Below are 26,040 nucleotides of genomic sequence, written 5' to 3'. Positions count from 1 at the left end.
TCATTCCGGCTGCGGCCGACGTCCCATCAACGAGTTTCAAATTGCGCTAGCGGGATCATGCGATTCGGGCGCACCATCGTTCAGTACGCAACGGCATACTGCCGGGCAGTGCAACGCCCTATTCGGCAAAGAAAAGCCCGGGAAGTCGAGCAGCAAGCGTAGGCGGGTGGTCTGCCTGGTCGCAGGTCGGTAAAGCGTTGCCATCCTCTCTTGAAAGGTCAAGACCAGCAAGATGCGTCCAAGTAACAGTTGCTTAGCGCCAGCTTCGCCGGTGGTTCGGATGTACAAGCATTGCTTCGTCCGTCCAAAGCGATACCTGAGGCTCGACTTGCGTCTTCGCGGAAAGTCCAGCGCAGAGGACGCGATCGAGTTCGAGATCGCAATCATCTGAGGAACGCGCGATCGGAAGCCCCCGTTGCGGCGCCGGGCGACACCGCATATTCGCCAGAGTCTAGCTACTGACACTCTCCTCTTGGCCCCAAAGACTGGCAGCTCCGTTCGTCAGGGACTGAAGGGCATACACGAGAATAGTTCTTTACATTCTACGTTCCTATATCCAGTTGCAGATGGGCGGTTTGATCCGAACTCCATGTCCCGGAGCCGCTCGCCCTGAGAAAGCACGTGATTGTCAACCGTGTTGCAGCAATCTCTCCTGCCTGGTGCGGATCACTTTGAGGTATCGGCTTCCTTCCGATCAGCAACAATTTCACTCCCGCAGCTCGATGCGAGATATGAGGCGCAAGTGCTTATACGGCGCCGAAGACCTGACCAGCCATAAAGCCCGCGGCTCACGCGGTAAATCGCTTCGCGGCAATGGCGCTTGTCAGCGCGTACAGCTCGCCGCCGCCTCTCCGCAGCTACTTCGCACGTGCGGGCGCAGCCTCGAAAGTCGCATCGTTCTCCGGGTTGGACGCGGCGTCGCCTGCCGCAGCAGTTGCCGATGTCCTCCACAAAACATCACAAACAACCGTAATAAGACGCTGGCGAGCGCGCCAAACGGCAGGGCCATTCATGAACCCTTCGTCGAGCTGGAGCAGAGGCCCTGTGATGGGATCCGCGCCTTTTGCGTACCGAATTCTGTTACGATAGCACATGCCGAGCGGCGAAATGGACCCGCGCGTGCAGAGCTCCAAATCTAATGCGCTTAGGTCTGGAACTTGCTCATCCACAGGTTACAGAATCTTAGACGTTGATCGCAATGACGAACTCGTTGGTTGAAAATTCCGCTCGCTGTGCTAACAGCGCCGCCTAATGAAGAGTAAGGAGCTAACAAGTTGAAACAACCTGCCAAAAAGAAGCCAACGCGACGCGAGTGGACGCCCGCTGATCTGCGGGTTCTCAAGAGACATTCGAAGGATCGAACACCCGTTTCGAAAATATCGAAGGAGATGAAGCGAACCGTTGGTTCACTGCGTCAAAAAGCCCTCGGGTTGGGCATCGGCCTGGGTCATCAGCGCTAACAAAGCTGAGGAGTTGCAGGAGGAAATGGCAAATAGGTCTGCCTTCGAAGAAAGGTGTCCGGCTTTGGTAGTTTCAACACACGCCGGTCCCTCCGAGGAACCGCTGCGCAACTTTTTGGTCGACCTGGCAGCCGGACTAGCGAGGGAACACGATCATGGACCGCGAACATGTGAAGGGGCGCTGCTGACAAGGCAGAAGGCGTCCTCAAAGAAGGTGCCGGGAAGCTGAGTGGCGACAAAGACATGGAAGCCGAAGGCAAGATCGACAAAGCGAAGGGGGCCGCCCACAACTCCGCGGGAGATGTGAAGGATGCGGCGCGCGACGCCGGTGACGCCCTGAAAAAGTAGTAAGATGGTAAGACCAAGAACTAGCCGCCTTCCGGGCGGCCATTTTTTTATCCTTCACTATTGGAGAGGCTGGCTCAGGCCTCTCAGCGAAGGCAGCGCCGCAGCTGGCTGATGGCGAGCGCCTCGTCGTTCTCTCTCCGAGGGGAACGGCGATCGCGAGGCCCGGTTAGGAATTCGCTTCTGTTTCCGGCCTCGCATCCACGTAATTTCAACCGCCACAAAACCGACTGTACGGCCGTAAAAAAGGTGACATGAGATCCGACTGAGCTCTCGCTCCCGGGCATCCAGGTATGCGATCGGTAAGTCATTAACTATCCTTGACCCGGCGAATGGCTGTGACGACCAAAGCAGCAAGCGGGATGGGAGCACTCCCTCGCGTAAAAGCTCTATCCACCATCTCGCCTTTGCAGCGACCGATCCATTTTCTCTTCCTACGCTATCCTGTTCGTTTGCGCGAGGACGGCCGCAATCATGCGATGAAGGAGAGTCGATACTTTATGCGAATGTAACTCTCTGCAATGATCTACTCGTATGAGCTCCACCACAGCTGAAAAGCGTCGATGTCTGATCGAACGCAATCTGAAATTACACCTGATACCCCTCTTCGCCTTGCCGATGCCGCGAAGATAGCATTTCCTTTAGGAGGAATGACTGTCGCGGGACTGCGCCGTGAGCGCGATCGTAGCCGGTTAGTGATCGAAAAGATTGCCGGCAAGGAATTTACCACGCTGGCGCATATCGAACGGATGCGAAAGCTATGCCGCGAAGAAGCAAGGGCGCCAGACTCCAGCTCAAGGCCGCCCGCCGAGATAAAAACCGAAAGGTCACTCACCAAGCGACATGGATCATCAGAGACAGCGGACGGGATGTCAGCACAGGCTGCGCTCCAGATGAGATTGCGCTCGCGGAAGAAAGACTAAGGGACTACATAACTTCCAAGCACATTCCGAAGCGACGAGTTCGTCACATAGACGATATCGCTATTGCGGATGTCCTCTCGATTTATTTGGATGCCCAGCTAGACAAGCTTCGCAGTCGCTTCAGTGTCGATAGCGAAAACGAAGATAACATCCCAAATATCCGCAAGTTCAAAAAACGAATTGAACGATTGAATGTGTGGTGGGGGGCAAAAATGCTCGGCGAGGTCAATGGTGAAGCATGTCGTTCCTACACCAGAAAACGTTGCAAAAGGGGCGGTGCACGCCGAGCTCTTGAAGATCTCCGCGCCGCCATCGGTCACCATGCACACGAAGGGTATCATCGGGAAATCGTGAAGGTCTCTCTGCCTGAGAAGAGCCGAGAGACAAGTGGTTGACGCGCAGCGATGCAGCCAAACTGATCTGGACCTGCTGGCGTCATCGCGAAATGCAGAAGGGTTCGCGTCGGCGGTCGGATGAGATAAAGGTCGCAACGAGCAAACGGCCACTGCGACATCTTGCTCGCTTCATCTTATTGGGAATTTACAGCGGCACCCGTGCCGGGGCCATCGCAGCCGCATCTCCCATTCCAGCGCTTGGTCGATCGTACGTAGATCTGGAGCGAGGTCGCTACTACCGTCTGAAGCAGGGGGCGGCGAAGACCAACAAGCGACAGCCGACTGTGCCGATCCCCTTGCGCTTGCTTGCTCACCTGCGGCGCTGGCATCGGATCGATCCAGAGGCAAAGCATTTTGTCGAGTACAACGGAAAGCCTGTGAGCTCGGTCAAAACGGCGTTCAGGACTGCCGTTAGGCTTGCGGAACTTGGTCCGGGAATCTCCCCCCACACTTTGCGACACACCGCAGCGACGTGGCTCATGCAGAGAGGTGCGGATCCTTGGCAGGCCGCAGGTTATCTCGGAATGTCGCTACAGGTGCTGCTCAACACGTACGGCCATCACCATCCCGACTATTTATCCGATGCGGTCGAGAAAATAGGCAAGCGCGGAACAGCCGGCGAACGAAGGACGCACGTTTCTGGTGCGGTGATTCCGATCAAGCGAAGCGGCTCATTGTAAGTACTTGATTTCGTTGGTGGGCTCGGCAAGGCCTTTCGAGACGTTATGCCGAGGTGGGCGACGATCTCGCTTCAGGCGTTTTCAAGGACTTTCGGGGCCCTGTTACCCACTCTTTTGGCGGTTTTCCGAGCTACGGTCTTGCGGTTGAGAAGGTGAAGGCAGCGTATCGCACCGCATATTCCATATTCGACAAAGATCGCTTTATTTCTCAATAGCTGTGCGGGCTCGGCATCAAGGCGCGCGACGTTCGTCCTTCAAAACAGTCTGGTTTGAGAACCCGCACAAGAAGCCACGCCATCCGCCACGGATTTATCCGCGTCAAGGAACTGGCCCTTGCGCGGGCTCTACTGGCTTTCAAAAGACCTGTTCGATCCAGAGCTTCAGGGTGTTATGAGAGGCGCAAGAGCTCTTGAACAAGCTGGAGCACAGCTATCTCAAGGTCCACGAGATGCTGCTGCCTCGATCCGGCGGCGACCCAATCTCGGACATGTTTGCGGACGCCTTGCCTATTCCATCGCCCGCGACGATCTTCAGGCCAAGACGATCCACCTCTACCGGCTCGCGCGCGCGGCCCTGATCTATCTCTCGCTCGGCATCCACCGCGAGGAGGAACGGCGCAGAGCTGGCAAAACGCCAGGTCTCATCGCTCCCATGATGCTCTATCCGTGGCGCGATCAGCACAAGCTGTAGTGACCTCGTTTCATCGCTCCCAGCAGGCGGCACCACCGGCCGTGACAGCGAGAAACTCGGCGCTGAACTCCATCGGCTCTTCTCCGTTGCCAGCGTACCCGTCGTTTCGGTAGCGAAGCGATCAGATCTCGAGCACAAGAGGATTGGCTTTCAGCGCTTTCACCTTGAGCTTGCCGCCGCTCTCGGCCTTCGCTTCTGTCAGCGCCTCCTCGACCCGCAGAAAATGCTCGAGCGATTTCTCCAGCTTCGCGGTCGACTTGCCGGCTTCCTCCTTGGCTTCGATCTGCTTCTTGAGATATTGGCTCGAGCAGTTAAGCCAGACCGTAAAAGACTGGCCGGCCTCGGGATTGGGCGAGAGCTCGCCATCCCCTCCGAGACGGGATTTCAACAGCACCTCGATGATCCGCAGGTCGGGATTCTCGTGCTCGCCATTGGCACAGAAAACGTAGTGATCGGCGGTGATACGCTTGACGAAATCCCGGTCCAGGTTGTGCTCCGAGCCGTGATGCTGGATCTTCAGCAGGTCCACATGAAGTCCCTTGCCGTCTGCGAGAAGGCCGTGATGCTCCAGCCCGGCCAAGATGTCCTCGTGGTGGCCGTCGCCGGTCATGATGGCGCGCGTGACGCCGCCGCCGGCCTTTGTTTCCTCCAGCAGCAACATGAGCGAGGCGAGATTCGGCTCCGTGACCTTCGCGCGCCGGCCAATCTCGTCGTCGATTGACAGGTCGAGGGTTCCGGCGGGAAGACCCGCGCGGTTATTTTCAAGCCACTCCTTCAGGCTTCTCACCGCATTGGCATTCTTCACGTCCATGAGCCATGCATTCCAATAGTCGCGGAGTATCTCCAAATCCTTCTCGAATGGCCCGATGACGCGGATCGACAGCTTGCTTCCGGGTTTGAGCCTAATGGCGTTGTTGCCGCGCACCATGGCAAGCAGGTGGTTGAACTCGCCGTTTAAGGGGATGTCGAGCTGATCGGCCGCAATGCGCCGCGAGACCTTGATCGCCTCCGGAATGGAGTTAGCGATGTTGCTATAGGCGGCCGCGAGCTTGATCGCGGCGGGATTGCCCGAACTCGACAGAGTGTTGGCCCGCGCCGCCAGCATGGTGCCGATTTCGCCTGCATTCTGCGGAACCAGGGCCTTGAAGGAATTGTGCCAGATGCGTTTGACGACCGGCGGCTCATCAAACTTGGGCTTGGTCGAAGGCCGATTGTTCGCGACCTTGTGCTTGTGAACGCGCCACTGGACCTTGTCTTCGAGGAGCTGCAGGACGCCGGCGATGTGATCCTGGTCGACATGCGAGACGTACACGAGATCGAGCTCGCCACCGGCCGCAGCGAAGCGTCCGAGGAAGGGCCGTACCTCGGCCGCGTATGAGCCGGGCATGCCGCCATCCGCGAGGATTGCGACGTCGTCGGATTCGATCAGCAAGCAATCGCCCTTCTCCGAGGGCAGCAACGTGATCTTCATGACACGCGCCCCTTGAAACGATCCTTCGCGTCGAGCCGGGCCGTGACGTGTCCCGCCTCCCCGAGGCAGGCCTCCGGCATGATCACCCCGAAACCGCAATCGTTCACCCATTCGAACGTGCCGCCCGGCAACGGTTGCGCGGTCGCTTTCAGAATGCCGAGGATCTGCGCCGCCGTGAGAGTCTTCTCGACTGCGAGCATCAATCCGATCACGCCCGCCACATACGGGCTTGCCATGCTGGTGCCGGTCATGGGTATCCACGGCTCGGCCGGATCGCCGAAACCGTTCGCGGCGACGATGTCTGTGCCGGGTGCCAAGATGTCGGGCTTGGGCCGGCCGTCGCGTGTCGGCCCCTGGCTCGATGTGATATGCGCGCTGCGGCGCGCCTCGTGGAGATTCGCCACCGAGACGACGCGCTGGCCGCAAGCAAGCGCGCTCACTGAGGAGGCGTCGACGTTTGATCGCGCCGAGAAGAACGAAGGCCAGTATCGCGCACCGTCGCCGATATCGACCGGATCGTCGCGTTCGATCCAGGCGTGGAAGCGGCCGTCGCGGATGACAAGACCATGGAGCTTCACGAGCCAGGTTCCGGCCTTCACGCCGACCACGACGTCGCCCATGAAGGGCGTCAAGTAGACCGCGATGTAGTTGGCGCCGTTCGCGGGATGATGCAGCTCGTTGTAGATGCTGAGCATGGTGCGGTCGGCGAGCTGGAAGTTCTCCAGAAATTCGCCCGGCGCGATCGGTCCGATCCATTGCCCATCCGGCGGACGGATGCTGATCGCGAAGCGGTCCTGCGGTTCGTACCAAAGCTCCATCTCGTTTTCGGAAGCGTCCTTAATGCGGTCTCCGATCACTTCCCACTCAAGGTCGTGATCGAGCCCCTGCGCCGCGATGCGCGAGCCCGCGTGAATGCGGCCCAGCATGTATCCGAGATCGTTCGGAGCTTCGGGTCGTTCCTGGCCCGCATTGCCGGCCGCAATGCAAATCGATCGGCCAGGTTCTGCGAGCAGGACATCGAGCCACCGATCGAGCGCGCTTGAGCCGTCATGCGCATGCCCGTTAGTTCCGAGGCTGATATTGATCGAGATCGGTCGGTCGGCGGCAAGATCAAGCAGGTAGATCACGGCATCGAGCAGCCGCGTCGAATCGTAGAATGAGGTTCTGCGCTCGAGGTCTTCGTCCGGAAGCGAAATGAGGACTGCGGCGATGTCGGCCTTGCTGCAAACGCCGCTATTGCCGGCCGCAATGCTGGCCACATGGGTCCCGTGCGCGCCGACGACCATCTGCGATTGCGGCTCGAGATCATGTGGCGACACATGCACCTGCTTGGCCTCGGCAACCGCCTGAGCCATGTCGGCAGAAGTAATGACGCGGCCGTAATCGAACCCAATCGGTCGTGTGCCGTCTTTCGCGCCCTGATCCCAGATGCTCACGAATCTCGATTTGCCGGCCTGGTTCAGGAAATCGGGATGGGCCCAATCGAATCCCTCAACGTCAATGACCCCGATGATGACGCCGGCACCGTCGCCATGCTTCTTGCGTTCGTTGCCGACCACGCGAGCCGTCGGGGTACTGGTCGTCGCGCTGCCCTTGAGCGGCCGCGGCGGCTTCAAATTCTCCGCCGGCTCGATGATGACGATATTGGCATCGCCAGCGAGGTTCTCGATCTCCTCAAGCCCGAGACGCATTGCGGCGAGCCGGCGGCCTTGAGCGCGATCATGCGGTCCGAGCCTCACCGGTTCAGTCGACTGAACGAAAACATTCACTTCGACATTTTCGCGCCGATCGGCGGTATTCAGGTCCTTGACCGCGGTTTTACGTTTGGAAATCTCCCCGGGAGCAACCGCGGCGCCGAGCCGCGGGGCTTGTGTGGCGAGGGCGGAAGTCACTTTGAGGCAGCCCTGTACCTCAGCTTTGGCAGCGTTGACCCGCGCGTCGCTGTTGGCCAAGACCCGGAGCTTCGGATGCATGCGCCGTCGCGCAAGCGACTCATATCTTTCGGTCATGGTTGTGAGCCTCCCCTTATGGCAACCATGACACGAAGTTGTTCCAGTTTCTACCGTTTGGAACCAGCTGCGTCTCTTTGCCAGAGGGGGGGCGTCGATAGCTGGGCGCCTCATGTTCCCGCCAAGTTCCGCCCGATTTCGCCTCGTGGATAGTGTCGGAAAACGAAGGCCTGGTCTGGATTGGACGGAATACAGGGCGACCGCAGCACTAAGTCAAAACTGGTGCCTAGTCCGCATCTGGTCTACGGATTCCTGACCACCGCGTCGAACGCGGTCGCGGAGTCGATTCACCCCAAAGCAAAGCCAGCAATCCTTAATACTGACGAGGAGCGCAATGTCCCCCTTTGCCCGACGATGGGCTGAAGATCGTCATGCGCGTCGTCAACAAGGAGGACGGTCTCATCGCGTCGCCGTCGCATGATGCGCAGCGCGATCGCCCAGCGCTCACGCGACCCCAATTGACGTCAACTCCTGCAGACTGGTTGACGGCGATACTATTGACATCGTGCCCGATCGCAACCGGATGGTCGGCTATGACACTCCAGAAGTCAGAACGTTGCGACGCAAGGTGTCAGCGGACGAGCAGGCTTTGCCAACCATTGCCAAGGAGCGCTTTGCCGAGCTGCTACGAAGCGGGCCGCTGGATCTCACCGAAGTCGCCTGTTAGCGAGTACCATCGGCACCGATAGATGCAACGGCGGCCAGAAGTGCGGAATCCTTTTGCTCAATGGCCGGAACCGGCGGCGACGCTCCAGGCGACGATACCGATGTAAGCTATTGATCATGTTGGTGGGCCCGGCAGGGCCCTCATTTTCTCTAATTTCCAATGGCTTGGAGGGAAGTGGGCAACATTATCCCTTTGAGTGATTTCAAGGGTTTCTGGAGCTGTGTTGCCCACTTTTAGCGACAGGGCCGTGGTTGCGACTGCAGCGATTTGACGACTTCCGCGTGCATTGGGCATACTTTTTGCGGGCTCGATTCGGCGCACGGGGGAGAACTGAAATGCAGCCGTTTTCTTTTTGGCCTATGTCGCCATCTTCATTGCCCAAGTGTCTGCGGGAATGGAAGGGATGCAACTCTACTTGGGCGTCGGTTCATTTGTAAGCTTCATCCTCTTCCTTCTCGCTGCTGCGCTTCCTGTTGTTGGGTCATTCCTAGCCGCGGCGGCTGTCTATTACGGCGCCCACGGCGGTTGGCAGTGGGAGTGGTGGCAAGCTTTAGCGCTCGCGGTCCCAGGCATAGTCCTTTGGCTCGGTGTCATGGCCATGGGCGGCCTGGCGCCCTATTTGGAAGACGCGCGTAGGTGAACAGGTTACCTAAGCTGCTTTGGCTGGTTGCGGTTGCCCTGTTGCTGGCTGGGACCCTGAACATGCCGTACGGCTATTACACGCTCCTCCGGATCGTGATTTGTGGCTTTTGCGCCGTGGTCGCTGCATTTGGCTTCGCGGAGAGATCGAACATTTGGGCGACCGCCTTTGCGTTGCTGGCTGTCCTCTTCAATCCGTTCATCCCTGTTTATCTGAAACGGCAGGATTGGCTTTGGCTGGACGTCGGTGCCGCGGCGATCATCGCTGCGCACCTGGGATGCCGGATCTTTGTTGAGCGAAAGCCAAACGGCTGAGGGATGTTTCATTTAACGAGCGTCCCTGGCGGTACGCCCAACGAGTGGGCTCAGGCAGCAAATACCGCGATGGCTCGCCTTCAGGCGCGCAAGGTTAGTCAAATTTCCTACGAGGCGCCTACACAACTCGGATTTTGCTGTCGGTGGATAGGGTGGGGCGATGAACCTTCTCGCACGAATGAATGACGGGCCGGCCGTACGGTCAATTTCGCCGCGCCGGGAGTTAGGTGCTTACGAGGCGTTGTGGCTCGAGAAGGGGGCTACCTTCAAAACAATCGCGGAGAAGTTCGCGTTGGACCGGACTGCCGTGCCCTCCGACTTCGTTTCAGGTGCTGTGGCGGACACTCGTGCATCAAAAGTCTTGGCTGCGCTCAAGAAGGCCGGCGTCTCCAGGTTTGGTACCCGGCTCAATCTTACCGGCAACTATCCTGCGAAGCTTCGAGATGCGCGGCATCCGGTGGAGATGCTTTACTTCCAATGCGTCTGGGAACTCGTCGAGACGCGGAGCGTTGCGCGCGCCACAGACGCGCGTGATCGGTCTTTTCGTCGCCAGGCGCGCGATTTCAAATCCGTTTGGCGAGGTTTCGATCGATGAGTTGTTGAGATAGAGATATTTGCCGGGGTAAATGGCGTCTAAGCTGATCGTCGACAGCCCAACCTAACCCATTAGAACAAGTGATCGCCGACACCCCCGTCGCGTCAACGGTGGGCCTTATAGCGCCGCGGGTACTGAGGAGGCTGGGCTCATGACGGGTCAGCGCGCACGACACGAACTGATCTGCTGCTACGACTGCGGCAGAGGTGTCTCGTTTTCGGCCTTGGCTTGTCCGCACTGCGGTTCGCGTGAGCCAGCCGGGCCCTATGTGGAGGGATCCAAGGAGCCACGCCTGCACCGGATCGAAGAGAAGAACGATCAGACCTTGATTGGCATGACGGTCCTGTGCTCCGGGATAGGCTTCTTCTACGGCGCGGTGATGATCGGCGCGTTCGGCGCCCTTGGTTACGGCTTGCTCGGCGCCATCATCGGTGCGCCCGTTGGCTTCATCATCAATGTCAGCCGGCGGTTTTTGGGCTGATGCGGCGGACGTTGCGAGAGGTCACGCACGATCTCCGCCATCCTTCCCTGCGAAGAGAAGAAAGCCCGTCTGTTACCCACCAAAACAGAAGTTCTAAACGGAAGGTAACTGAGGGGTGTTTCCGTGAGCAAATTCAAGCCCCGTTTTGAGGCTTGGCGATCCCGGGAGGACTGATTGAATTAAGCTACTTCAAGAGCTTAAGGGCCGGGTTAGGCAATTTCGGTGCGATTGAATCGCATAGAGATTTTTGGCGATTGCCTAACGTCTGTCCGGGCAGGGAAGTTTAGCTGACCGCGACACAACCGCACAACAAAAAAACGCTTTTAGGTTGTCAAAGGAACAAAGGAAGGCCGCGGCGCGGTGTTTTCTCCCGGGCAACTTTATGCCGGCCAGTTCTAGGTGCGCCAACTGTCTTGTCCCGGCCCTCGTTTTTTGAGGGTGGCGCCCTGTGTCTGCGCGTCGCCAATCGTATCTGGTCTTACTACCAGCCCTAACCAAGCCCCGGCCTTAATCTTCAAAGACCTCTTTACCAGGCGCGCGGTGGATTCCTAGCTCCAGCGTTTAGTGGCGGGCCGCGGGAGCCGCACTAGTCATTATTGGTCCCAACCTCGGAGGCCTCCGTGACCACAGGACAGCAGATCGTTGCCGACTGGAAGCGCCGATATCTGCCCGACGACCCGCCGCGAGAACGCATGGTCATCCATGACGACAGTGTAGCGTTCTACGCGACGGACGGCGAGCGAACCATTTGCGCCCGCCTAACGCGGCGCACTGAAGAGAGGATTTGCACTTGAGGGTATTGTCCGCCCGGCCAGGGCGAGAGCCGATAATTGGGCATGTCGATATCGAGCTAGATCCCGGCATCAGACTCTACGGCCTCCGCGTGTCCCGGCCACAGATGGCTCGTTCCGAGTCTTCGGACTCAGCAACGGCCACGGCCGGATATGCGCTTTTGACCGTGATGCGGTTGACGCAATCGCTAAACAAACTCTTCAGATTATGACCATGAATGGACTTCTCCGGAATGACTCTGACGCCACCGGGACAAGCACTCTCACCGAAGATTCGGCAGCGGGTGTCTTCCCGCTTCGCTACACAATTCAAATTGTTGTTAACAACATGACTGCGGTCACAACCGCGCAAACCGCCGACTCGTCTGTTAGCAATGCACGTGTGTTGCTCGAATTCGATAACGGCTTCGCGAACCCGACGCTGAACACGGATTTGACCGTTGACGTCACGTGTAACGGGGGCACCAACTGGACCGCCGCGACCCTCTCAGTTGTGACAAATTACGGGCAGGGCGGGCGCAAAGTTGTTGAGACGGCCGACACGGCAGGAACGTCGTTCGCGGCACGGATCAAGACGCTGAACAACAAATATGTGCCGATCTATGGACTTTCGACGAGCGTGCATTGAGGGCTGGGTCGAAATGTCAGTTGGTCGCCCGAGGGGAGGGCTCGCCGACGGGGCTGCCGGGACCGCGAGGCCTCGACCTCGGGCAAGTGCAGGGCCGCCGCCATCGCACAATCGATAGTCTGCACCCGATCTCGTCAGACCGTTGCCAAATCAATATCGAAATCTGGCAGCCGGATGCAATCGGTGGAGTTTTCAATTACCGCTGATGTCCGAGCCCAATCCTCAGTACGATTGCCTTCTGACGTAGCGCTCCCTCTGTTCGCTTGGTCAACTTCGCGATTTTGACGACAGGCGTGCGTGCTTTGGAGTGCGCCTTCAGGTCCTTGATGTCGTCCTTCGTCCACTCGCGGCGAACTGCTTTTGTCTTTTTAGCCAACGCGGCGCTCCTTTAAATTTGAGAGCGCGGTCTAACAACATGGCGCCTGGTGCGCAACCCCGGGAGAAACTTTGCCGAACGACGACTTCAACAAACAAATTGGCCAGCTACCGACAAACGACAGCTTGCCACTGCCATCGCACAAGAAGGAGACAGGCGCCACGGCGATCAAAACTGCGAGGCTCCGCACGGTCAATTCCCTTCAGGAAGGTGGTTGCCTTCCGCGCTGTACGAACTTCTTGATCCCAGCGACGGTTCGGGCGAGCGAAGCAGGTAAATGTCTTCCCTTGCGGGGCAGGATCACGATAAAAACATAGAGCAGGTTGAGCAGCGCCCAGCTGCCGAGGCAAACAAAATGTACTTCATCGCATACCCGGGAAAATCCGGCGGCAATAACCAATCTAAGTAGCAGGAAAAGCGAAGCGAACTAGTGGGCTGACGCAAGTGCAATGTTTGCTCAAACGAAAATGCTTTCGTCGAGTCCTCCGTCGCGCGGTGCGTTCCCTTCAGGCCCCGGGAAACGCGACCTTTAGGTCATCCGGTCCATCGCCCGGGCACGGGCTTCCATCCGGTCCGCGAAGATTTGCAAAATCCGAGTAGTTTCCGGAGGCAGTTCGCGGACTAGCCGCCTAAGCTCCGCAAGATCGGCTTGGATCTCGATTAGCATCGACAGTGAGGTTGGTGTCACTTTGGCGGCTGCAAGCCTGGAGACTGAATCCAATCGACCAGATGCGCGCCTGTCTCGGCAACCCTGGCCCGCTTGAGCAGGCTCTCACGCTCCGCTCCAGCGGGCAACTGACTGGCTTTGTCCTTCAGCTTGTCTGCCTGTTCGGCCATTCGTTCTTCGAGGGAACGCGTCTGCTTTATTCTTCGGCGGTGCAGCGTCATTACATCGCGCTCCGATCTATTTAGGATGTCCCCCTAAACGGCCGAGGGAATGTTCAGTTCCTAAAAGTGGAACCGCGCAAGAGCCTTGAATCTCAAATTATTCACGTGTGAATAATTTGCCCCATGGTGCGGCCGGTGCGGGTGGCTGCCTGACTGTCGCACGGACCCTGTCGTTTTCGACAGGTGCGGCCCGTTCCGGGATGGGCGCATGATCGCCCCCGCTAAAGGACGGAGAAATTGCTGTGCAGCGCTACTACTTCCCGATCATTCACTATGGTCAAATACGGGCGGACGAGGAGGGAGAGCTATTTGGCTCCGCTGAACTAGCGGTCCAGTACGGCGCCCGCGTCGCACGGGATATCGCCAGCGATCCAGAATATGACCGTGGTGCGGGCACGGTTGTAATGGTGGTTGACGGCTCCGGTGCACAGATCGCGCGGCACAGAGTTAGTAGTGTTGGCGGAGCACAACCGCGTCCGGCGCTGTGAGGCGATGGGCGACGGGTGCGGGTGACGAAGAGGGCGAGGGCGCAGTTACGAATCTCACCACTTTCTTGTGATTTTCTGGATTCCTGAAGGGATCTTCCATGGCTGAAACCTCGATCGAATGGACCGAGCACCTGCGACGCGCGCCCTGTGGCGTCAACCAGGTTTGCCGCCCCACTGTTTGAAGAAACATGCGGTGCCGTAGCGACGACAGGCGGCCTCGATTTCCCGAACCCACTCAGCATCCGCGGGTCCATGGCCGGCGCGCGATCAGCACATCGGCCAGTACACCGGTAGCGACCTCCCGCTCGAATTCCTCGATGATGCGTTCGTAATTGCCGACCGGTATGACATCGTCGGGCCGCACAGCAGGCCACCAGTGATCCCGGCACTCGTAAAAGTCGGCTTGCCAGGGCAGCGCCATCCATTTCGTCAGATCGCCTGCCACCAAAGCGTCCGCTACCCGGAAAGCTTCGCTATAGAAGCTCCTGTGCCGGACCACGGACGTCAGCTCTATCCCGGGATAGAAGGCGCCGCCCTGCGTGAATTCCAGCGCGGCGAAGGTCAGCGCAGCCGGCTGTTGGGCAACCGGGAATATCCGCGAGCCAGCCGGGAGCCGCGTTGCCGCCCAGTCTTCGGCGAAGTGACCGTCCTTCCACTGCGCAAACTTGGCATATTGCATCGGCGTAAGCGTCAGCCACGTTTCAGGCACTTCGTGTTCGACATCTCCCTCGTCACCCGCAAGGGCCGGCATGTAGTAGAGCGTGGCCTGCTGCCGGGCAACGATGGACTCGCCGCTTACGACGGGCCAGCGCTGCGTCGGCTGATCGTCGTCATAGGGTGGCGTTGCGACGGGATGGCGAAGGCGCGCAAAGAAGCCCTTGTGACGCGAATTGGGCTTTGCCGCTTCCGCCGCCGACGCAAGGAGCTTCATCTTCTCTTCATCCGGAAGGGCGCCGCGCTTTCCTGGCGCGTGGCCGCGCTGGCTTCTTCGCGAGACCCATTGGAACCCGCTCATCGCCGTCAGCGACGGATAGATGTCGCGCGCGAACGAGACATCGTCGCTCGGCCTTGGGCCAAGCTCGCGTGACAAGAGCTGCGGCTGCGGTCGGCGCCGCCGTCTATGACAGGGACAGGCAGGCGATCTCCGCTCGGAGATTCAGCCGCGGCATGAAATGCGCGAGCAGCAGCACATAGCGGCAAACCAGAACAACAGCGGCAGCGTCAGCCGCCAGTCGGCCTCGCCCAACAGGAAGATGCTGGCTCCGCGGTACATTGCCAAATACCAGACCGAGCGAATGGCGGCCCCCTGCGGTTTCGCGCGGCGACCCGGCCGTGTGCATCACGCAGTGCCCGAGGCCTCCGGGATAATCTGTCTTGAAGAATTGCCAGCTCTGCCGCACGACATGCCAGTGGCTGATCCAGCGGATGCGGGACGTCACCGCGGGTACAACAAGGCTGGGATAGCTCAGAGATCCGCATCCAGGCCCCAGCCGCAAACTCGCTAACTCGGAGACGGCGGCGCAGCCAGAAATTCCACACGCGCGTGCTGCGCACAGGGGTATTGAGGTATCAAGGGGCGGCCTGCAACGGACCGATGGCGGACGGTAATCTCTTGACGATGTGGAACGGGTGCCTTTCACTCAAGCCGTTTCACTGCAATTGCGGAAAGTAATGCTGCCGGGCTACGAGTGCTATGAGCGTTAGCGCGGTGCGTGTTAGAGTGTGTCCATAAGTCTAGCCAGCAGTTTCGCCCCGACGCATGACAGACCTCCACGCTACCGGAGGGGGCAAGGCCACCGCCAGTGGTATGCTCTTTCAGCAACGTTTGGGCGCTATGGTCGCAACGTGGATACTTGCGGACGTTTGCGTTGACCACCGCCTTGGGTTAGGAGGCGCAAAACCGGTCTGGCTTCGCTTCGAGACGAGCGCTCCTGTAGACGACCTGTTGGTGGCGACGTTAGACGGCGGCTTTATTGCGTTTCAGGCGAAAACGACTTTATCGTTGTCGGCTAACATCGATAGCCCGTTTGGCAAGACTATCAATCAGTTGGTTCGCCATTGGCAGGCATCGCGGCTTGGTAACGGCGACCTCGGCTGGAATCGACCGTTAGACACCGCCCGCGATCGCCTCGTAGTTGCCGTTGGTCCGACCGCACCAGCCTCCGTCCGGATCGACTTGCCAGCTGCCCTCAACGCAGCTGTGCAGCCAGGCGCCATTATAATGACCGATAAAGAGAAGAAGGCATTCGTTGCTTTCAGCTCCTGTGTTTCCCAGTCTTGGGCGCTCATGAGCCGCGAGCCGTGCCCGACGGACCTCGTGGCGCAGATTGCCCGCCTTTGCGCAGTCGTCGAGTTTGACCCGGAAGGAAATGACAGGGCCGGTTTGATCGCGACTCTCGGGACGATTCTTCCAAACCACAATGACGCATCTGCGTCCTGGAATCTCCTGGTTCAGATCGCAGGCGATCTTATGACGAAGAGAGCCGGCGCAGATTTTAACGCCCTAGAGGCGGCTCTGGCGACCGCAGGGGCGAAGATACGCCATGTGAAAGACCCGACTGTCGCGACTTTAGAGCGGATATTGAAGCGCTTTGGCGTTTTTTTGGTGATTCCAAGCGTCCTGTCAGTGGCCGCATCGTTGCAAACTATTTACTCATTTACAAATGTGATCGCTGATGTTCTGCGAAATTGGGACATTTTCGAACAGGCGCTTTGGACAGCGATCCTCCAGCCTTTGTTCAATGTGTTTCGTATAGAAATACAATCACAACTTGTTAGCGGCCTTACGATACCAGTTGTTTGGTCGATTATCGGACTCAGGCTCTATCTATTCCAATCATCACCCAATCAAACTGTTCGGCAAAGCATCCCGGCCACCGCACCGGAGCCACTAGCCCTGGCAATCGTTGTGGCCTTGGTTTATTTGCCCGCATGCTTTTATATTTCTCTGAAGCTCCAGGGTATGTTCGAGGGATATCTTGCACCGGATCCTCTCATGCGGATCGGCGATACACTTCCTTCGATCCTCCTAGTACTAGGATCGCTGGCACTTGCGTTTGGTATCATTTCCCGTGCATTTGACGCGGCCAACCGTAGTCTTTTTCTTAGCTGGCCAAGTTTCCTGTATGCAGGCTACCTGCTGGTCTTGATTTCGTTCTTTATCGACCGTGAGGTTTCTCTCAATCGCGGAAATTACTCGGTCAAATTCCTCGGCGTTCATAACTTCTTTGAAGCACCCGCGTTGCACAATGTCCCCGCGGCAGTCCTGCTTGTCCTGTACGCGTTGTTCGGTCTCCCCATTTATCTTGTTGGACGTCACACGAGTCGACCAGTGGCTATCGTCACATTGGGCGTGCTTGGAGTTTTGGCATTGGATGGGTTGTTCAAGGCGTGGTCGACGGCGCTCTCGGCCGTGAGGTGACTTGTCTTGGCCGCATCAAGGCATAGCCAACCAGCCGCGGAAAATGAAGCCTATATGGAGCAGGCTTACGTTCGAGAGGCTCGCCTCACGCAGGATCGCTTCGTCCTGGTCCGGCGCGATGGCTATCAGCTCCCTGTGTATTGCTGCGCGGGGCGTTCGCCACCTTGTTGGAGCCGATGCCGGAGGCGATCACGAAGCGGCGTATCATGACAGCCAAGGCGCGCTCGCCTTCACTCTGCGGAACGCTAAGCGAAGGAGGCCGCAAGGCTTGAGCCGACGGCGGGCTTCGGCCGTCGTCCGTCGCCCCTTTCGCAAGCCAAGAAGTGTACAAATGCAGCTGCATCGGCGATTGGATGCGAAATTGCCGGCTGAATGCGAGGTCTGGATCGACGGGCAGGTCCTTGGCGTCGCCAAGCGATACGCAGCACGCTTGCGAGCTCGTCGGCGACCTCGTCGGCTCGCGTGATGGCGCTGGGGATTGCGCTCTTGCCGGCAGGCCACGGCAAGCCGCGCCCTGATCGCCGATGCTCATCACCGGCACGATGCAGGTAGCTTGTTCGCCGTCGATGCCGCGCTCGGCCTGGATGACCTCGGTGCTCTCTCCGGTCTGGCGGGCGGCGGTCGTGGTGCGGCTCGCTGTCGCACTCCGCGCTTGGCTGTCGAAAATAAGAACTGCGCCGACCGAATTTCCAAGGTCTGACATCCCCTAAGCATCTGGGACTTAAGCAATAAGCACAACCGTCCAACGCCGTTGATCGCCTTGTTGACAATCCGATTCGCGGCATTCAACCTAACGTCGGCCACTGGAAGTGGATACACTTGCCTAGCCGGGTTTTGAGAGCTTCAAATATTTTGACTGTTGAACGCGTGATACGTGGAGATAATTGCCGTGACCAATCTGCTTGGTACTCCAGCAGTCAGCGCTGCTTAGCTGCGCTGAGCACATCGCAATTTCCCCGTAGGGCGGCAAGTGCCGAGAGCGAATAGTCGCGCTTTTGGCGCACGGCGAACGCCTGCGTGACTCCGTTGTGTTGTAACAACCGCTGAGAGCCAGAGGGTCCGGATGTCAGTCATCGTCTGCCGACCAAAGATTCTTCAGCCCGAAATGCTCGCGAACGCGGAGCGGAGAGCGCTGATAATCAATCCAGCCAACGAGACCGAGCGGCACACAATCGAACGCACGCCTGTTGGTCGTCGAGGTGGCCCGCGGCGCATCGCCGTGGTGGTCGGTCGCAAGTGGCCGGTCAAGGGAGTGCAATTGAGCGTCTCTTTCATGGATAGCCCAAAGAGTGACTTGAGAAAGCGCATCCTCCTCCACATGAACGCCTGGGGAGAGAAAGCCAACGTAAAATTTGCCGAAACCTCCGGGGTCGGTCAGGTCCGAATTGCGCGGCTCGATTCTCCCGAAGATCAGGCTGGCTACTGGTCATATGTCGGTACCGAGATTCTGGAAGTACCCAAGAATCAGCCGACCATGAACCTCGAAGGCTTCACGATGCGAAAGTCGGAAGCCGAATTCAAGCGCGTTGTCCGCCATGAAGCCGGACATACCCTGGGGTTCGACCACGAGCATATGCGCAGCGAGATCGTCAAGCTCATCGATCGTGACAAGGCTATAAGTTTCTTCGACGAGGACCAGGGCTGGACTCCCGAAGAAGTGGAAGAGCAGGTTCTGACGCCGCTGGCGAAGAAATCGATCATGGGCACCGAAGAGGCCGATCCGATCTCGATCATGTGCTATCAGTTGCCCGGCGCCATCATGAAGAACGGCAAGCCCATCAAGGGCGGCAAGGACATCAATCCGAGGGACCATGCGTTCGCGGCGTCGATCTACCCGAAAAAGAGCAGGACCGCCACACCGCCGCCATTTGACTTCGAAGACAGCTCGCCGGAATCGGCGGAGCCCGGATCCCGGGAGCAGCCGGACGCCGCGACACCGCCGGAGCCCGCAATCGGAACCCCGTCCTACAGCGGTCCGGGAAACGTATTCGAGCTCGTGGTCATGGACGAGTTTCGGTCGAACCGCGATACGCCGCGCAGCGGTGAGACACCGGAATTCGCCCAGGTGCTTGCGAGCTACGGCGGCGCCCGCGTCACATCGTTGATGCGGCTACGTGCCGGCGAGGACGGCGAGAAGACCCAGTTCGGGAAAATCATCGGAACGCACGAGCGCATCAAGAAATACACCAACCGGGAAGAAGGCTCGCTTCCCGGCGACAAGGAAATGATCGCCTTCGGCGAACAGCTTTTCAATACGCTGTTTCAGGGCGACGTCCGCCGCTTGTATGACGAAGCGCGCACGCGGCAGGGCCGCAAGCTCGATTTCATTTTCACCTCGATGATTCCCTGGATCGCCGAAAAGCCCTGGGAGTTCGCCTACGACCCGGGGCGGAAGTGTTTCCTTGCGACCGAAGAGATGCGCTTCACGCGCAATGTTCTGACCAGTATTCCCGCCGACCAGATCAAACCTAGGGCCGGACCGTTGCGGATCCTGGTCGCGTCGGCTCAGCCCCTCGGATACGCCCTTTTGTCTATCGAGCAGGAAGAGGCGGTGATCCGGCGCGGCTTCGAGCCGCTCATCGCGGCCGGGCTCGTGACCGTCGAGCCGCTGGCGCGAGCAACGGCCGAAAAGCTGCACGGCCATCTCTCGAACGGTAAATATGACATCGTGCATTTCATCGGCCACGGGACGTATGATGAGGAGCGCGGCGAGGGGCGCCTCGTCTTTGTGAATGAGCAAGGAGAAGAGCATAGCCTCGGCGAACGTTCGGTGCGCGAGATTTTCTGCAGCCGAAACCTGAGCCTGGTGTTTCTCAATGCCTGCGAAACCGGCGCCGCAGGGCGCGCAGAGTTCAACAAGGGGGTCGCGCAGTCGCTGGTCGCGCACGGGCTGCCGGCGGTGGTCGCAAACCAGTACAGCGTCCTGGACTCGTCTGCCACCTCGTTCGCGCAGCACTTCTATTGGTCGCTCGCCCAAGGTAATTCTCTCGGCGAGTCGGCGCGTGAAGCGCGCATCGCGGTCAACTATTCTTTGCACGGCGAACCGATCGACTGGGCCGTTCCGGTGCTGTATGCGCGAGATTCAAGCCAGGTGCTGTGCAAGCCGCCAGCAAGGCGCAGCTTCGTTCCCGAAACCCGTGTGCGTCCCGATGCACGGCGCGCGACTGCCGCGCACAGCGTTCGCGTCGCCGTCTGGGACATGGACAATGTCTTTCCGGCATTGGATCGCACGCTCGCGCAGATGAATGCCGCCCAGAAGGAGTTTGGCTTCGAGCTCGTTCGCCTGTCGGTTCCACTCGATGTCTGGGACCTGCGGGAAGGCAAGCCGATGTTTCTATGGGCAGAACGTCTTGCAAAGCGATTGCGCGGGATGACGGTCGAGCTGGAGGTGGACATCCTGGCCTGTATTACGCGTCACTGGATGCGGGATGATGAATGCGAGAATACCTACGGTTGGTGGCCGAAGAATCGTAAGCCGCCGATCGTGATCCAGTCCGTGGCCGGATTCGACCAGCTCGCGCCGGAAGGACGCGAAACCGATCGCGTCATCGCCAATGAGATGGTTGGGAACCTCGCGGGGTTCTATGGCGATCTGGACGGCCACGAAAGGGGAAGCAAGGATTGCCCGCTGTTCTTCAACCGGGAACGCAAATTCGAACATCTCGCCGCCCGGAAGCGGTTCGACAAGGATTGCCGGGAAAAACTAAAGCATCTCGGCGCAAAGCTCGATGCGCTCGATGCACTGCTCAATGTCTTTCCATAAATGGAGATGCGTGATGGCGAAGAAGGTACGCAAGTCAAGACGGCGAGCGCCCGTTACTTCCGGCGTGAGCGCCGCAATAAGGAGCGGCCAGGCGATGGCGGAGGATGTCATCGCGTTCCGGACCACACGGAATCGCAAGCGGGCAGCGACGGTCAGACGAATGGCTCGTGCGCCCAAACCACGGCGAGCGCCGGCGCCGCCACAGATTCCCGCCCGGACGCGAGCCCTGCTCGGAAGTCCGGTGAGCGCGGGCGTCCTGATCGCCGAGGGCGATTCTTGGTTTGACTATCCCTTTCACGATGTCCTTCAGGTGCTCGAGGACGACTATCTTTACGACGTCGAATCCGTTGCTCACAAAGGCGATACTGTCGACGACATGGCGCACTCAGGTGGCCAGTTCGAGGAGTTTGCGAGGCGGCTGGAGAAGTTGTTGCGCGCCAACAAAGTCCCGCGCGCGATTCTGCTGTCCGGCGGCGGCAATGACATTGCCGGAGACGAATTCGCGATTTTGCTGAACCACGCGGCATCGTCCCTTCCGGCCATCAATGACGATATTGTTCGCGGGTTGATCGATGTGCGCCTGCGAGCGGCCTATGAACGGATCATCAGCGGTCTGACCAGGATCGCGCAGACCTATCTCGGTCGACCGATTCCCATCGTGACACACGGCTACGACTACGCGCTTCCCGATGGCCGGGGCTTCTGGGGCGGATTCTGGCTGCTTCCCGGCCCCTGGCTGGAGCCCGGATTCCGGAGGAAGGGCCACGTTGACTTCGGCAAGAACTCCACCGTAGTCATCAAGCTCATCGATCAGTTCAACGCGATGTTGAAGGACGTGAGCGCCATCCCTAGCTTTGGACATGTCCACTATCTGAATCTTCGCAACACACTTAAGCGCGACGGGACCTACAAGAAGCATTGGGAAAACGAGCTGCATCCGACAGAGGAGGGCTTTAGGCTGGTCAGCAAGAAGTTTGCTGACCTTGTTGCGAGACTATAGAACATCGCCTCTGTCAAACCAGGCGAGCCAATTCGGTTGCGGCCCGTCTTTTTGTATGTTCGCCGGCTGGTGCGGACTCCGAGAATTTCCTTTCTAAGAGCAAATCAGACTCAAGACTTCCGTTGGAGCGGCGGTCCTTAGGTGCGACGGAGCAGTTGGCTTTTTGAACGACGGGGCGTAGGAGCGAATACCCCGCAGATCATAGGCCGATCTGATCAGAAGGGCTCCTACTGGGCACGACAGCATGTTTGTGGAAGATGTGACGTAGATCGTAGGTACGGCTCTCCTTGGCGTGATCTTTCGGAAGCGCTTGGGGATTGGTGAAGCGTTGCTCTTCGGTCGATGGAATATCAATGGTGATGGTGGCGGATCTACAAGGCGACTCAAGTCATGCGGATTGACCCGAGTCAGGAAATCCGCCCCGGGCTCAAGAAGAAGGCGTCCCGCTATCAAGCTTGACCACCCCTATCTTGTGGTCCTCAACGCGCTGTCGGCGCATCACAGTGAGCAGGCGGTGATCGATGCCTTGCTTGGCAGTATGTGCGCCTCTCCAGAGGTCCAAACGGCGAGGGATTGTCGAGGAGCTGCGCAAGCCTGACGGCGTCTGGTATGGGCCGCCAGATGGTCAGCCCCAGAATACGCGTGTGAGCGGCGTGCTCGCCTTTGCCGACTGATCCGTGGATTTTTGCGAGCAAGATCGGCTTGCTCATCCCTCATCCTTGGGCTGAGTAACCGCTCCCCGAACTTGAGCTCGGCACGTCAGAATTCACGCTCGTCGGCAACCAGCACGAGCGCAAAGAAGGGAAGCCCATGCACGAACCGGTCGGCCTGAAGTGGCTGCGGATGATGGACTACGCATCGCTCATTCCTGCATTGATCGACCTCAGCGCAGGCGGCTACGAGAAGTTCATGGGGCAATTTTACATGGCCATCATGAACGGCGATAACAAGGCCGCTGTCGATTATGAACAAGCGCGCTCGGGAGGCAGCTGGTTTGAGGAAAACCGCGCAAGAGTGTCTCTTTCACTTTACACCACACTTCGACACCGCCTTCTCTGAGGCGATCGAGATGGTGAATAAGATTGATCCCTCAGAGTTTGAAAGGAAGCGGCTAGAAAGAGGGCGGGATGATTTGCGGCGTCTCGTCAGTGGAGGAATACGCCGGTATGCAGCCTTCAAAGTCGTCGTGGGATGGTTGCGGGTGGCCAGCCTGACATCGCCACTGCACTTTCGTCACGACAGGATCCCGACAGTATGCCATCACGCTGCCGCAAGTGCTCGTTCCCAAACGAGCCCTCCCAGTCCCCTCCGCAAGCGAAACGCGATGCACATCTTGCTCGAACGTTTTGAAAATCGGCCGGAGCGCCGTGCAGACAACGGACCGGTCGAGACTGCTACAACGACAAAGATATATGCTGTGTCAGGGGTCTGATCCTTATGGCATCTCCCTTCGGATCGGGCTGTTGGCTGCGCTGAAGCCCTGCTTCGCAGGTCTTCACCCTTCGGGCTTCCATCCCTGACGCCGCGCGCTCGCGGAACCGGTCAGCGCCTTTCGGCCAGCCTGTGCGCTATGAACGGCCGCGATATTAGAGTGAGAGTGCCGGCCGGGTTGGCCGTGACGGGTTGGAAGTCGCGGGAGAGGCTCGCGTCGCCCGTCGCGGAGACTCGCTATGTCGAGACATGCTGTTCGAGCGCGCGCCAGCGAGAGTCGAGCAAACCTCTATGACGAAATCACCGAGAAGATCATCGGCGAGCTGGAGGCCGGCCGTGTGCCCTGGGTTCGACCTTGGGCAACGGCTGCGGCGAAGGCGCCGCTCGCCATGCCGAAGAACGCCGCCACTGGCCGGCAATATTCGGGGATCAACATTCTGATCCTCTGGGGCGCCGTCGTGGCCCATGGCTATCCCGGCCAGAGCTGGCTTACGTTTCGCCAGGCGCTCTCGCTCGGCGGCAATGTTCGTAAGGGTGAGCACGGCACGACCGTCGTCTATGCCGACCGCTTCGTGCCGGACGACGAGAAGAAGCGCGCGCGTGAGACCGGCGAAGAAGCCGCCACGATTCCGTTCCTGAAACGGTTCACCGTCTTCAATGCAGCGCAGTGCGAGGGCCTGCCCGAGGACGTGGCGATCGTTGCGCCGCCGCCCCCGCCGGGCCTGATCGAGCCGCAGGTCGAGGCGCTGATCCAAGCCACCGGCATCGACTTTCGGATCGGCGGCAATCGCGCCTACTACGCGCCGGACGCCGACTTCGTCACGGTACCGCCACCGAACGTCTACTTCGAGCCGATCAACTGGCATCGCACGGCTCTGCACGAGTTAGGTCACGCCACCGGCCATGCCTCCCGACTTGGTCGCGATCTTACCGGCAGCTTCGGTACCAGGAAATATGCGTTCGAAGAGTTGGTCGCTGAAATGAATGCGGCCTTCTGCTGCGCCTCGCTCGGCATCGTGCCGACCGTCCGGCACGCCGACTACATCGGCTCCTGGCTCCAGGTGCTACGCGAGGACAACCGCGCCGTCGTCCGCGCCGCGTCGCAGGCTAGCAAGGCGGCTGATTGGATTCTCGGTTTCCTGCCGGCCGATGACCAGGCTCAGCCCGTCATTGACGTGAGGGCGGCATGATCCTCCTGACTCTCAAGATACGCGAGCGCCTGCTCGCCAATGGCCGTGAGCCCGACGTCGACCACGTTCCCGTGGTCAAATTCTTCAACCCGCTCGGTGCGGGATTCTGGCTTGCGACCGAGCTCGACTCCGACGGCGACACGCTGTTCTGTCTGGCCGATCTCGGCGAACTCGAACTGGGGTCGTTCAGCCTGGCAGAGATGATGGAGCAGTCCGTCTGCCATTCGATATGGGAATCGAGCGCGACACTCTCTTCGAGGGCATAGTCCCGATTTCGGCCTGGGTCGAGGCCGCGCGGCGGACCGGCGGCATCCGGGAGGCGGAGCGGGTCCGCTATGCCGCGGCGTGGGCCAAGCGGGAGGGCAAGTGACGCGCCTGTCCATCATTACGTTGTGATGTCGCCGAAAGAAGAGAGGCAGAGGGCCGCAAACTACCATACGCGCGTGAATATATCTGTGCCCTTCAACTTGCTAGGCTTACCGTTCTTATCAACGTAGAACAGCGTCCATGACGTGGGCATTTGAGCGCCGTTAGTTTTTCCGACCCAACGAGTAAAGGAATTGCATTGGGCAAAAGTAACAACAAAATACAAGCCAGTTGGACCAACAGCTCCCGATGCAGGATAAGGAATGCCCTGGCACGCAAACCCTTGAGCATGATTTGTGAAAGTCCCTTGTATTGCCCCGTTATTAGCAGACCAAATAAACAGTTCCGAGCCCCGTTCGTTCTTCCAGTATGAGGGAGCAGGAAGCCCCTGCGCCAGGACCTCGCCGGAAAGAAACAAGAATTGAGCGATAAGCAAAAGTCCGAGAAATCTCTTCATATTGAAGCCCCAAAAGAGTTCGCTTAAAGGTAGCAACTTAGATCATGTGCTCGGCTGGCACAACGACTTGCGCAGCTTTTTCTATTTCTAAACCTCCTTCGTATGAACCGTACATGAGCTCGCTCTCCCCAATCCTTCTGTTCTCTTGCAGCGAATTTTTGGTGAAGCTCGGGCTGACGTTCTTCACTCTTATCTTACGTTCGGCGCCGGGATGCGGCTTGTATGCGCCAAATCGCGCCGGATCGCGGCGAAGTCGGATATATCAAGCGCCCGCGGCGCTTGGTATCCGAGCAGATTCTCGGCTATTGTGATGTGAGGCTTCTGCCCATGACCGCCATCGTCGGCCGGAATGCTGAGAGCAGAGGACCCAGCGACAAGCCTGACGACTCGCATCAGGTCCAAGGAATCAGGTCTCCCGCCTCACATCGACATTGTGCCGCCTCCAGCGGCTGGCGGGGTATGGACCATACCGCACATTATTGCCGGGTAGATGGACGCTCGCGCGCTTGCCTCTCGGCTGGTCACATTAGCAGATTGCTGATCAGGTACTGAAGCTCTTGCGGACGATTGT

General features: G+C 58.9%; 22 protein-coding genes and 2 pseudogenes. 18 read left to right on the top strand and 6 right to left on the bottom strand.

What is annotated here, in order from left to right:
• Window positions 1–1,274 precede the first annotated feature (1,274 nt).
• The 6 genes and pseudogenes from NLM27_RS43815 to NLM27_RS25030 all read left to right on the top strand — a co-directional run.
• A complete protein-coding gene (locus NLM27_RS43815; protein WP_309144758.1) occupies window positions 1,275–1,460 on the top strand; it encodes a hypothetical protein in 186 nt (61 codons plus the stop codon).
• 225 nt (window positions 1,461–1,685) lie between these two features.
• Window positions 1,686–1,808 (top strand): hypothetical protein, encoded by a 123-nt coding sequence (locus NLM27_RS43810; RefSeq protein ID WP_309144803.1) that lies wholly within the window; start codon window positions 1,686–1,688, stop codon window positions 1,806–1,808.
• A gap of 757 nt (window positions 1,809–2,565) precedes the next feature.
• On the top strand, window positions 2,566–3,123 hold the full coding sequence (locus tag NLM27_RS25040) for a hypothetical protein (RefSeq protein WP_254145872.1): 558 nt from the start codon (window positions 2,566–2,568) through the stop codon (window positions 3,121–3,123).
• Window positions 3,120–3,803 (top strand): tyrosine-type recombinase/integrase, encoded by a 684-nt coding sequence (locus NLM27_RS25035; RefSeq protein WP_254145871.1) that lies wholly within the window; start codon window positions 3,120–3,122, stop codon window positions 3,801–3,803. Before NLM27_RS25040 ends, NLM27_RS25035 begins: the two co-directional genes overlap by 4 nt.
• Before the next feature lie 53 nt (window positions 3,804–3,856).
• The gene (locus NLM27_RS44025) at window positions 3,857–4,018 is read left to right on the top strand and encodes an LA2681 family HEPN domain-containing protein (RefSeq protein ID WP_375142267.1); all 162 of its coding nucleotides are present in this window, start codon (window positions 3,857–3,859) and stop codon (window positions 4,016–4,018) included.
• A gap of 82 nt (window positions 4,019–4,100) precedes the next feature.
• A pseudogene (locus NLM27_RS25030) lies at window positions 4,101–4,493 on the top strand (LA2681 family HEPN domain-containing protein); the annotation flags it as partial.
• A 121-nt stretch (window positions 4,494–4,614) separates the two neighbouring features.
• Here the strand turns inward: NLM27_RS25030 and NLM27_RS25025 are convergent.
• Window positions 4,615–5,964, bottom strand: coding sequence for an MBL fold metallo-hydrolase (locus NLM27_RS25025; protein ID WP_254145869.1), 1,350 nt, complete (start codon window positions 5,962–5,964; stop codon window positions 4,615–4,617).
• Window positions 5,961–7,733, bottom strand: coding sequence for a S8 family serine peptidase (locus tag NLM27_RS25020; protein WP_254145868.1), 1,773 nt, complete (start codon window positions 7,731–7,733; stop codon window positions 5,961–5,963). Before NLM27_RS25020 ends, NLM27_RS25025 begins: the two co-directional genes overlap by 4 nt.
• A 745-nt stretch (window positions 7,734–8,478) precedes the next feature.
• Between NLM27_RS25020 and NLM27_RS25010 the strand changes: the two genes are divergently transcribed.
• From NLM27_RS25010 to NLM27_RS24990, 5 genes are all read left to right on the top strand, one after another.
• Window positions 8,479–8,640, top strand: coding sequence for a hypothetical protein (locus NLM27_RS25010; protein WP_254149067.1), 162 nt, complete (start codon window positions 8,479–8,481; stop codon window positions 8,638–8,640).
• A gap of 636 nt (window positions 8,641–9,276) precedes the next feature.
• A complete protein-coding gene (locus NLM27_RS25005) occupies window positions 9,277–9,594 on the top strand; it encodes a DUF6804 family protein (protein WP_309144757.1) in 318 nt (105 codons plus the stop codon).
• A gap of 160 nt (window positions 9,595–9,754) precedes the next feature.
• A complete protein-coding gene (locus NLM27_RS25000) occupies window positions 9,755–10,189 on the top strand; it encodes a hypothetical protein (RefSeq protein WP_254145866.1) in 435 nt (144 codons plus the stop codon).
• A gap of 151 nt (window positions 10,190–10,340) precedes the next feature.
• Entirely contained in the window at window positions 10,341–10,670 is a 330-nt protein-coding gene (locus tag NLM27_RS24995) for a hypothetical protein (RefSeq protein ID WP_254145865.1), read from the top strand.
• 1,005 nt (window positions 10,671–11,675) lie between these two features.
• On the top strand, window positions 11,676–12,089 hold the full coding sequence (locus tag NLM27_RS24990) for a hypothetical protein (RefSeq protein WP_254145864.1): 414 nt from the start codon (window positions 11,676–11,678) through the stop codon (window positions 12,087–12,089).
• Between the two features lie 196 nt (window positions 12,090–12,285).
• Here the strand turns inward: NLM27_RS24990 and NLM27_RS44020 are convergent, their stop codons facing one another.
• On the bottom strand, window positions 12,286–12,465 hold the full coding sequence (locus NLM27_RS44020) for a hypothetical protein (RefSeq protein WP_375142266.1): 180 nt from the start codon (window positions 12,463–12,465) through the stop codon (window positions 12,286–12,288).
• Between the two features lie 684 nt (window positions 12,466–13,149).
• Window positions 13,150–13,353, bottom strand: coding sequence for a hypothetical protein (locus tag NLM27_RS24985; protein WP_254145863.1), 204 nt, complete (start codon window positions 13,351–13,353; stop codon window positions 13,150–13,152).
• A 242-nt stretch (window positions 13,354–13,595) separates the two neighbouring features.
• On the opposite strand from NLM27_RS24985, the gene NLM27_RS24980 reads away from it, so the two are divergent.
• Window positions 13,596–13,841, top strand: a complete 246-nt coding sequence (locus NLM27_RS24980; RefSeq protein WP_254145862.1) for a DUF6894 family protein — start codon at window positions 13,596–13,598, stop codon at window positions 13,839–13,841.
• Between the two features lie 235 nt (window positions 13,842–14,076).
• Here the strand turns inward: NLM27_RS24980 and NLM27_RS24975 are convergent, their stop codons facing one another.
• Window positions 14,077–14,772: a LodA/GoxA family CTQ-dependent oxidase gene (locus NLM27_RS24975; RefSeq protein ID WP_254145861.1), complete on the bottom strand. Its 696-nt coding sequence runs from the start codon at window positions 14,770–14,772 to the stop codon at window positions 14,077–14,079.
• An 828-nt stretch (window positions 14,773–15,600) separates the two neighbouring features.
• Here NLM27_RS24975 and NLM27_RS24970 point away from each other — a divergent pair.
• The 6 genes and pseudogenes from NLM27_RS24970 to NLM27_RS24945 all read left to right on the top strand — a co-directional run bounded on the left by NLM27_RS24970 (window position 15,601) and on the right by NLM27_RS24945 (window position 25,016).
• A complete protein-coding gene (locus NLM27_RS24970) occupies window positions 15,601–17,262 on the top strand; it encodes a hypothetical protein (RefSeq protein ID WP_254145860.1) in 1,662 nt (553 codons plus the stop codon).
• A gap of 1,063 nt (window positions 17,263–18,325) precedes the next feature.
• On the top strand, window positions 18,326–21,025 hold the full coding sequence (locus tag NLM27_RS24965; RefSeq protein WP_254145859.1) for a CHAT domain-containing protein: 2,700 nt from the start codon (window positions 18,326–18,328) through the stop codon (window positions 21,023–21,025).
• Window positions 21,026–21,038: 13 nt separating this feature from the next.
• Window positions 21,039–22,025, top strand: a complete 987-nt coding sequence (locus NLM27_RS24960; protein WP_254145858.1) for a GDSL-type esterase/lipase family protein — start codon at window positions 21,039–21,041, stop codon at window positions 22,023–22,025.
• 810 nt (window positions 22,026–22,835) lie between these two features.
• Window positions 22,836–23,084, top strand: coding sequence for a hypothetical protein (locus tag NLM27_RS24955; RefSeq protein ID WP_254145857.1), 249 nt, complete (start codon window positions 22,836–22,838; stop codon window positions 23,082–23,084).
• Window positions 23,085–23,695: 611 nt separating this feature from the next.
• Complete coding sequence (locus NLM27_RS24950) at window positions 23,696–24,646, top strand: ArdC family protein (RefSeq protein ID WP_254145856.1); 951 nt, start codon at window positions 23,696–23,698, stop codon at window positions 24,644–24,646.
• Window positions 24,643–25,016, top strand: a pseudogene (locus NLM27_RS24945) (DUF2958 domain-containing protein). The gene NLM27_RS24950 and the pseudogene NLM27_RS24945 overlap by 4 nt, the downstream one beginning before the upstream one ends.
• Before the next feature lie 60 nt (window positions 25,017–25,076).
• Here the strand turns inward: NLM27_RS24945 and NLM27_RS24940 are convergent.
• On the bottom strand, window positions 25,077–25,469 hold the full coding sequence (locus NLM27_RS24940) for an avidin/streptavidin family protein (protein WP_254145855.1): 393 nt from the start codon (window positions 25,467–25,469) through the stop codon (window positions 25,077–25,079).
• Window positions 25,470–26,040 lie beyond the last annotated feature (571 nt).

It is taken from the genome of Bradyrhizobium sp. CCGB12, assembly GCF_024199845.1.
GTDB lineage: Bacteria > Pseudomonadota > Alphaproteobacteria > Rhizobiales > Xanthobacteraceae > Bradyrhizobium.
This window is presented reverse-complemented; position numbering and strand designations above follow the sequence as displayed.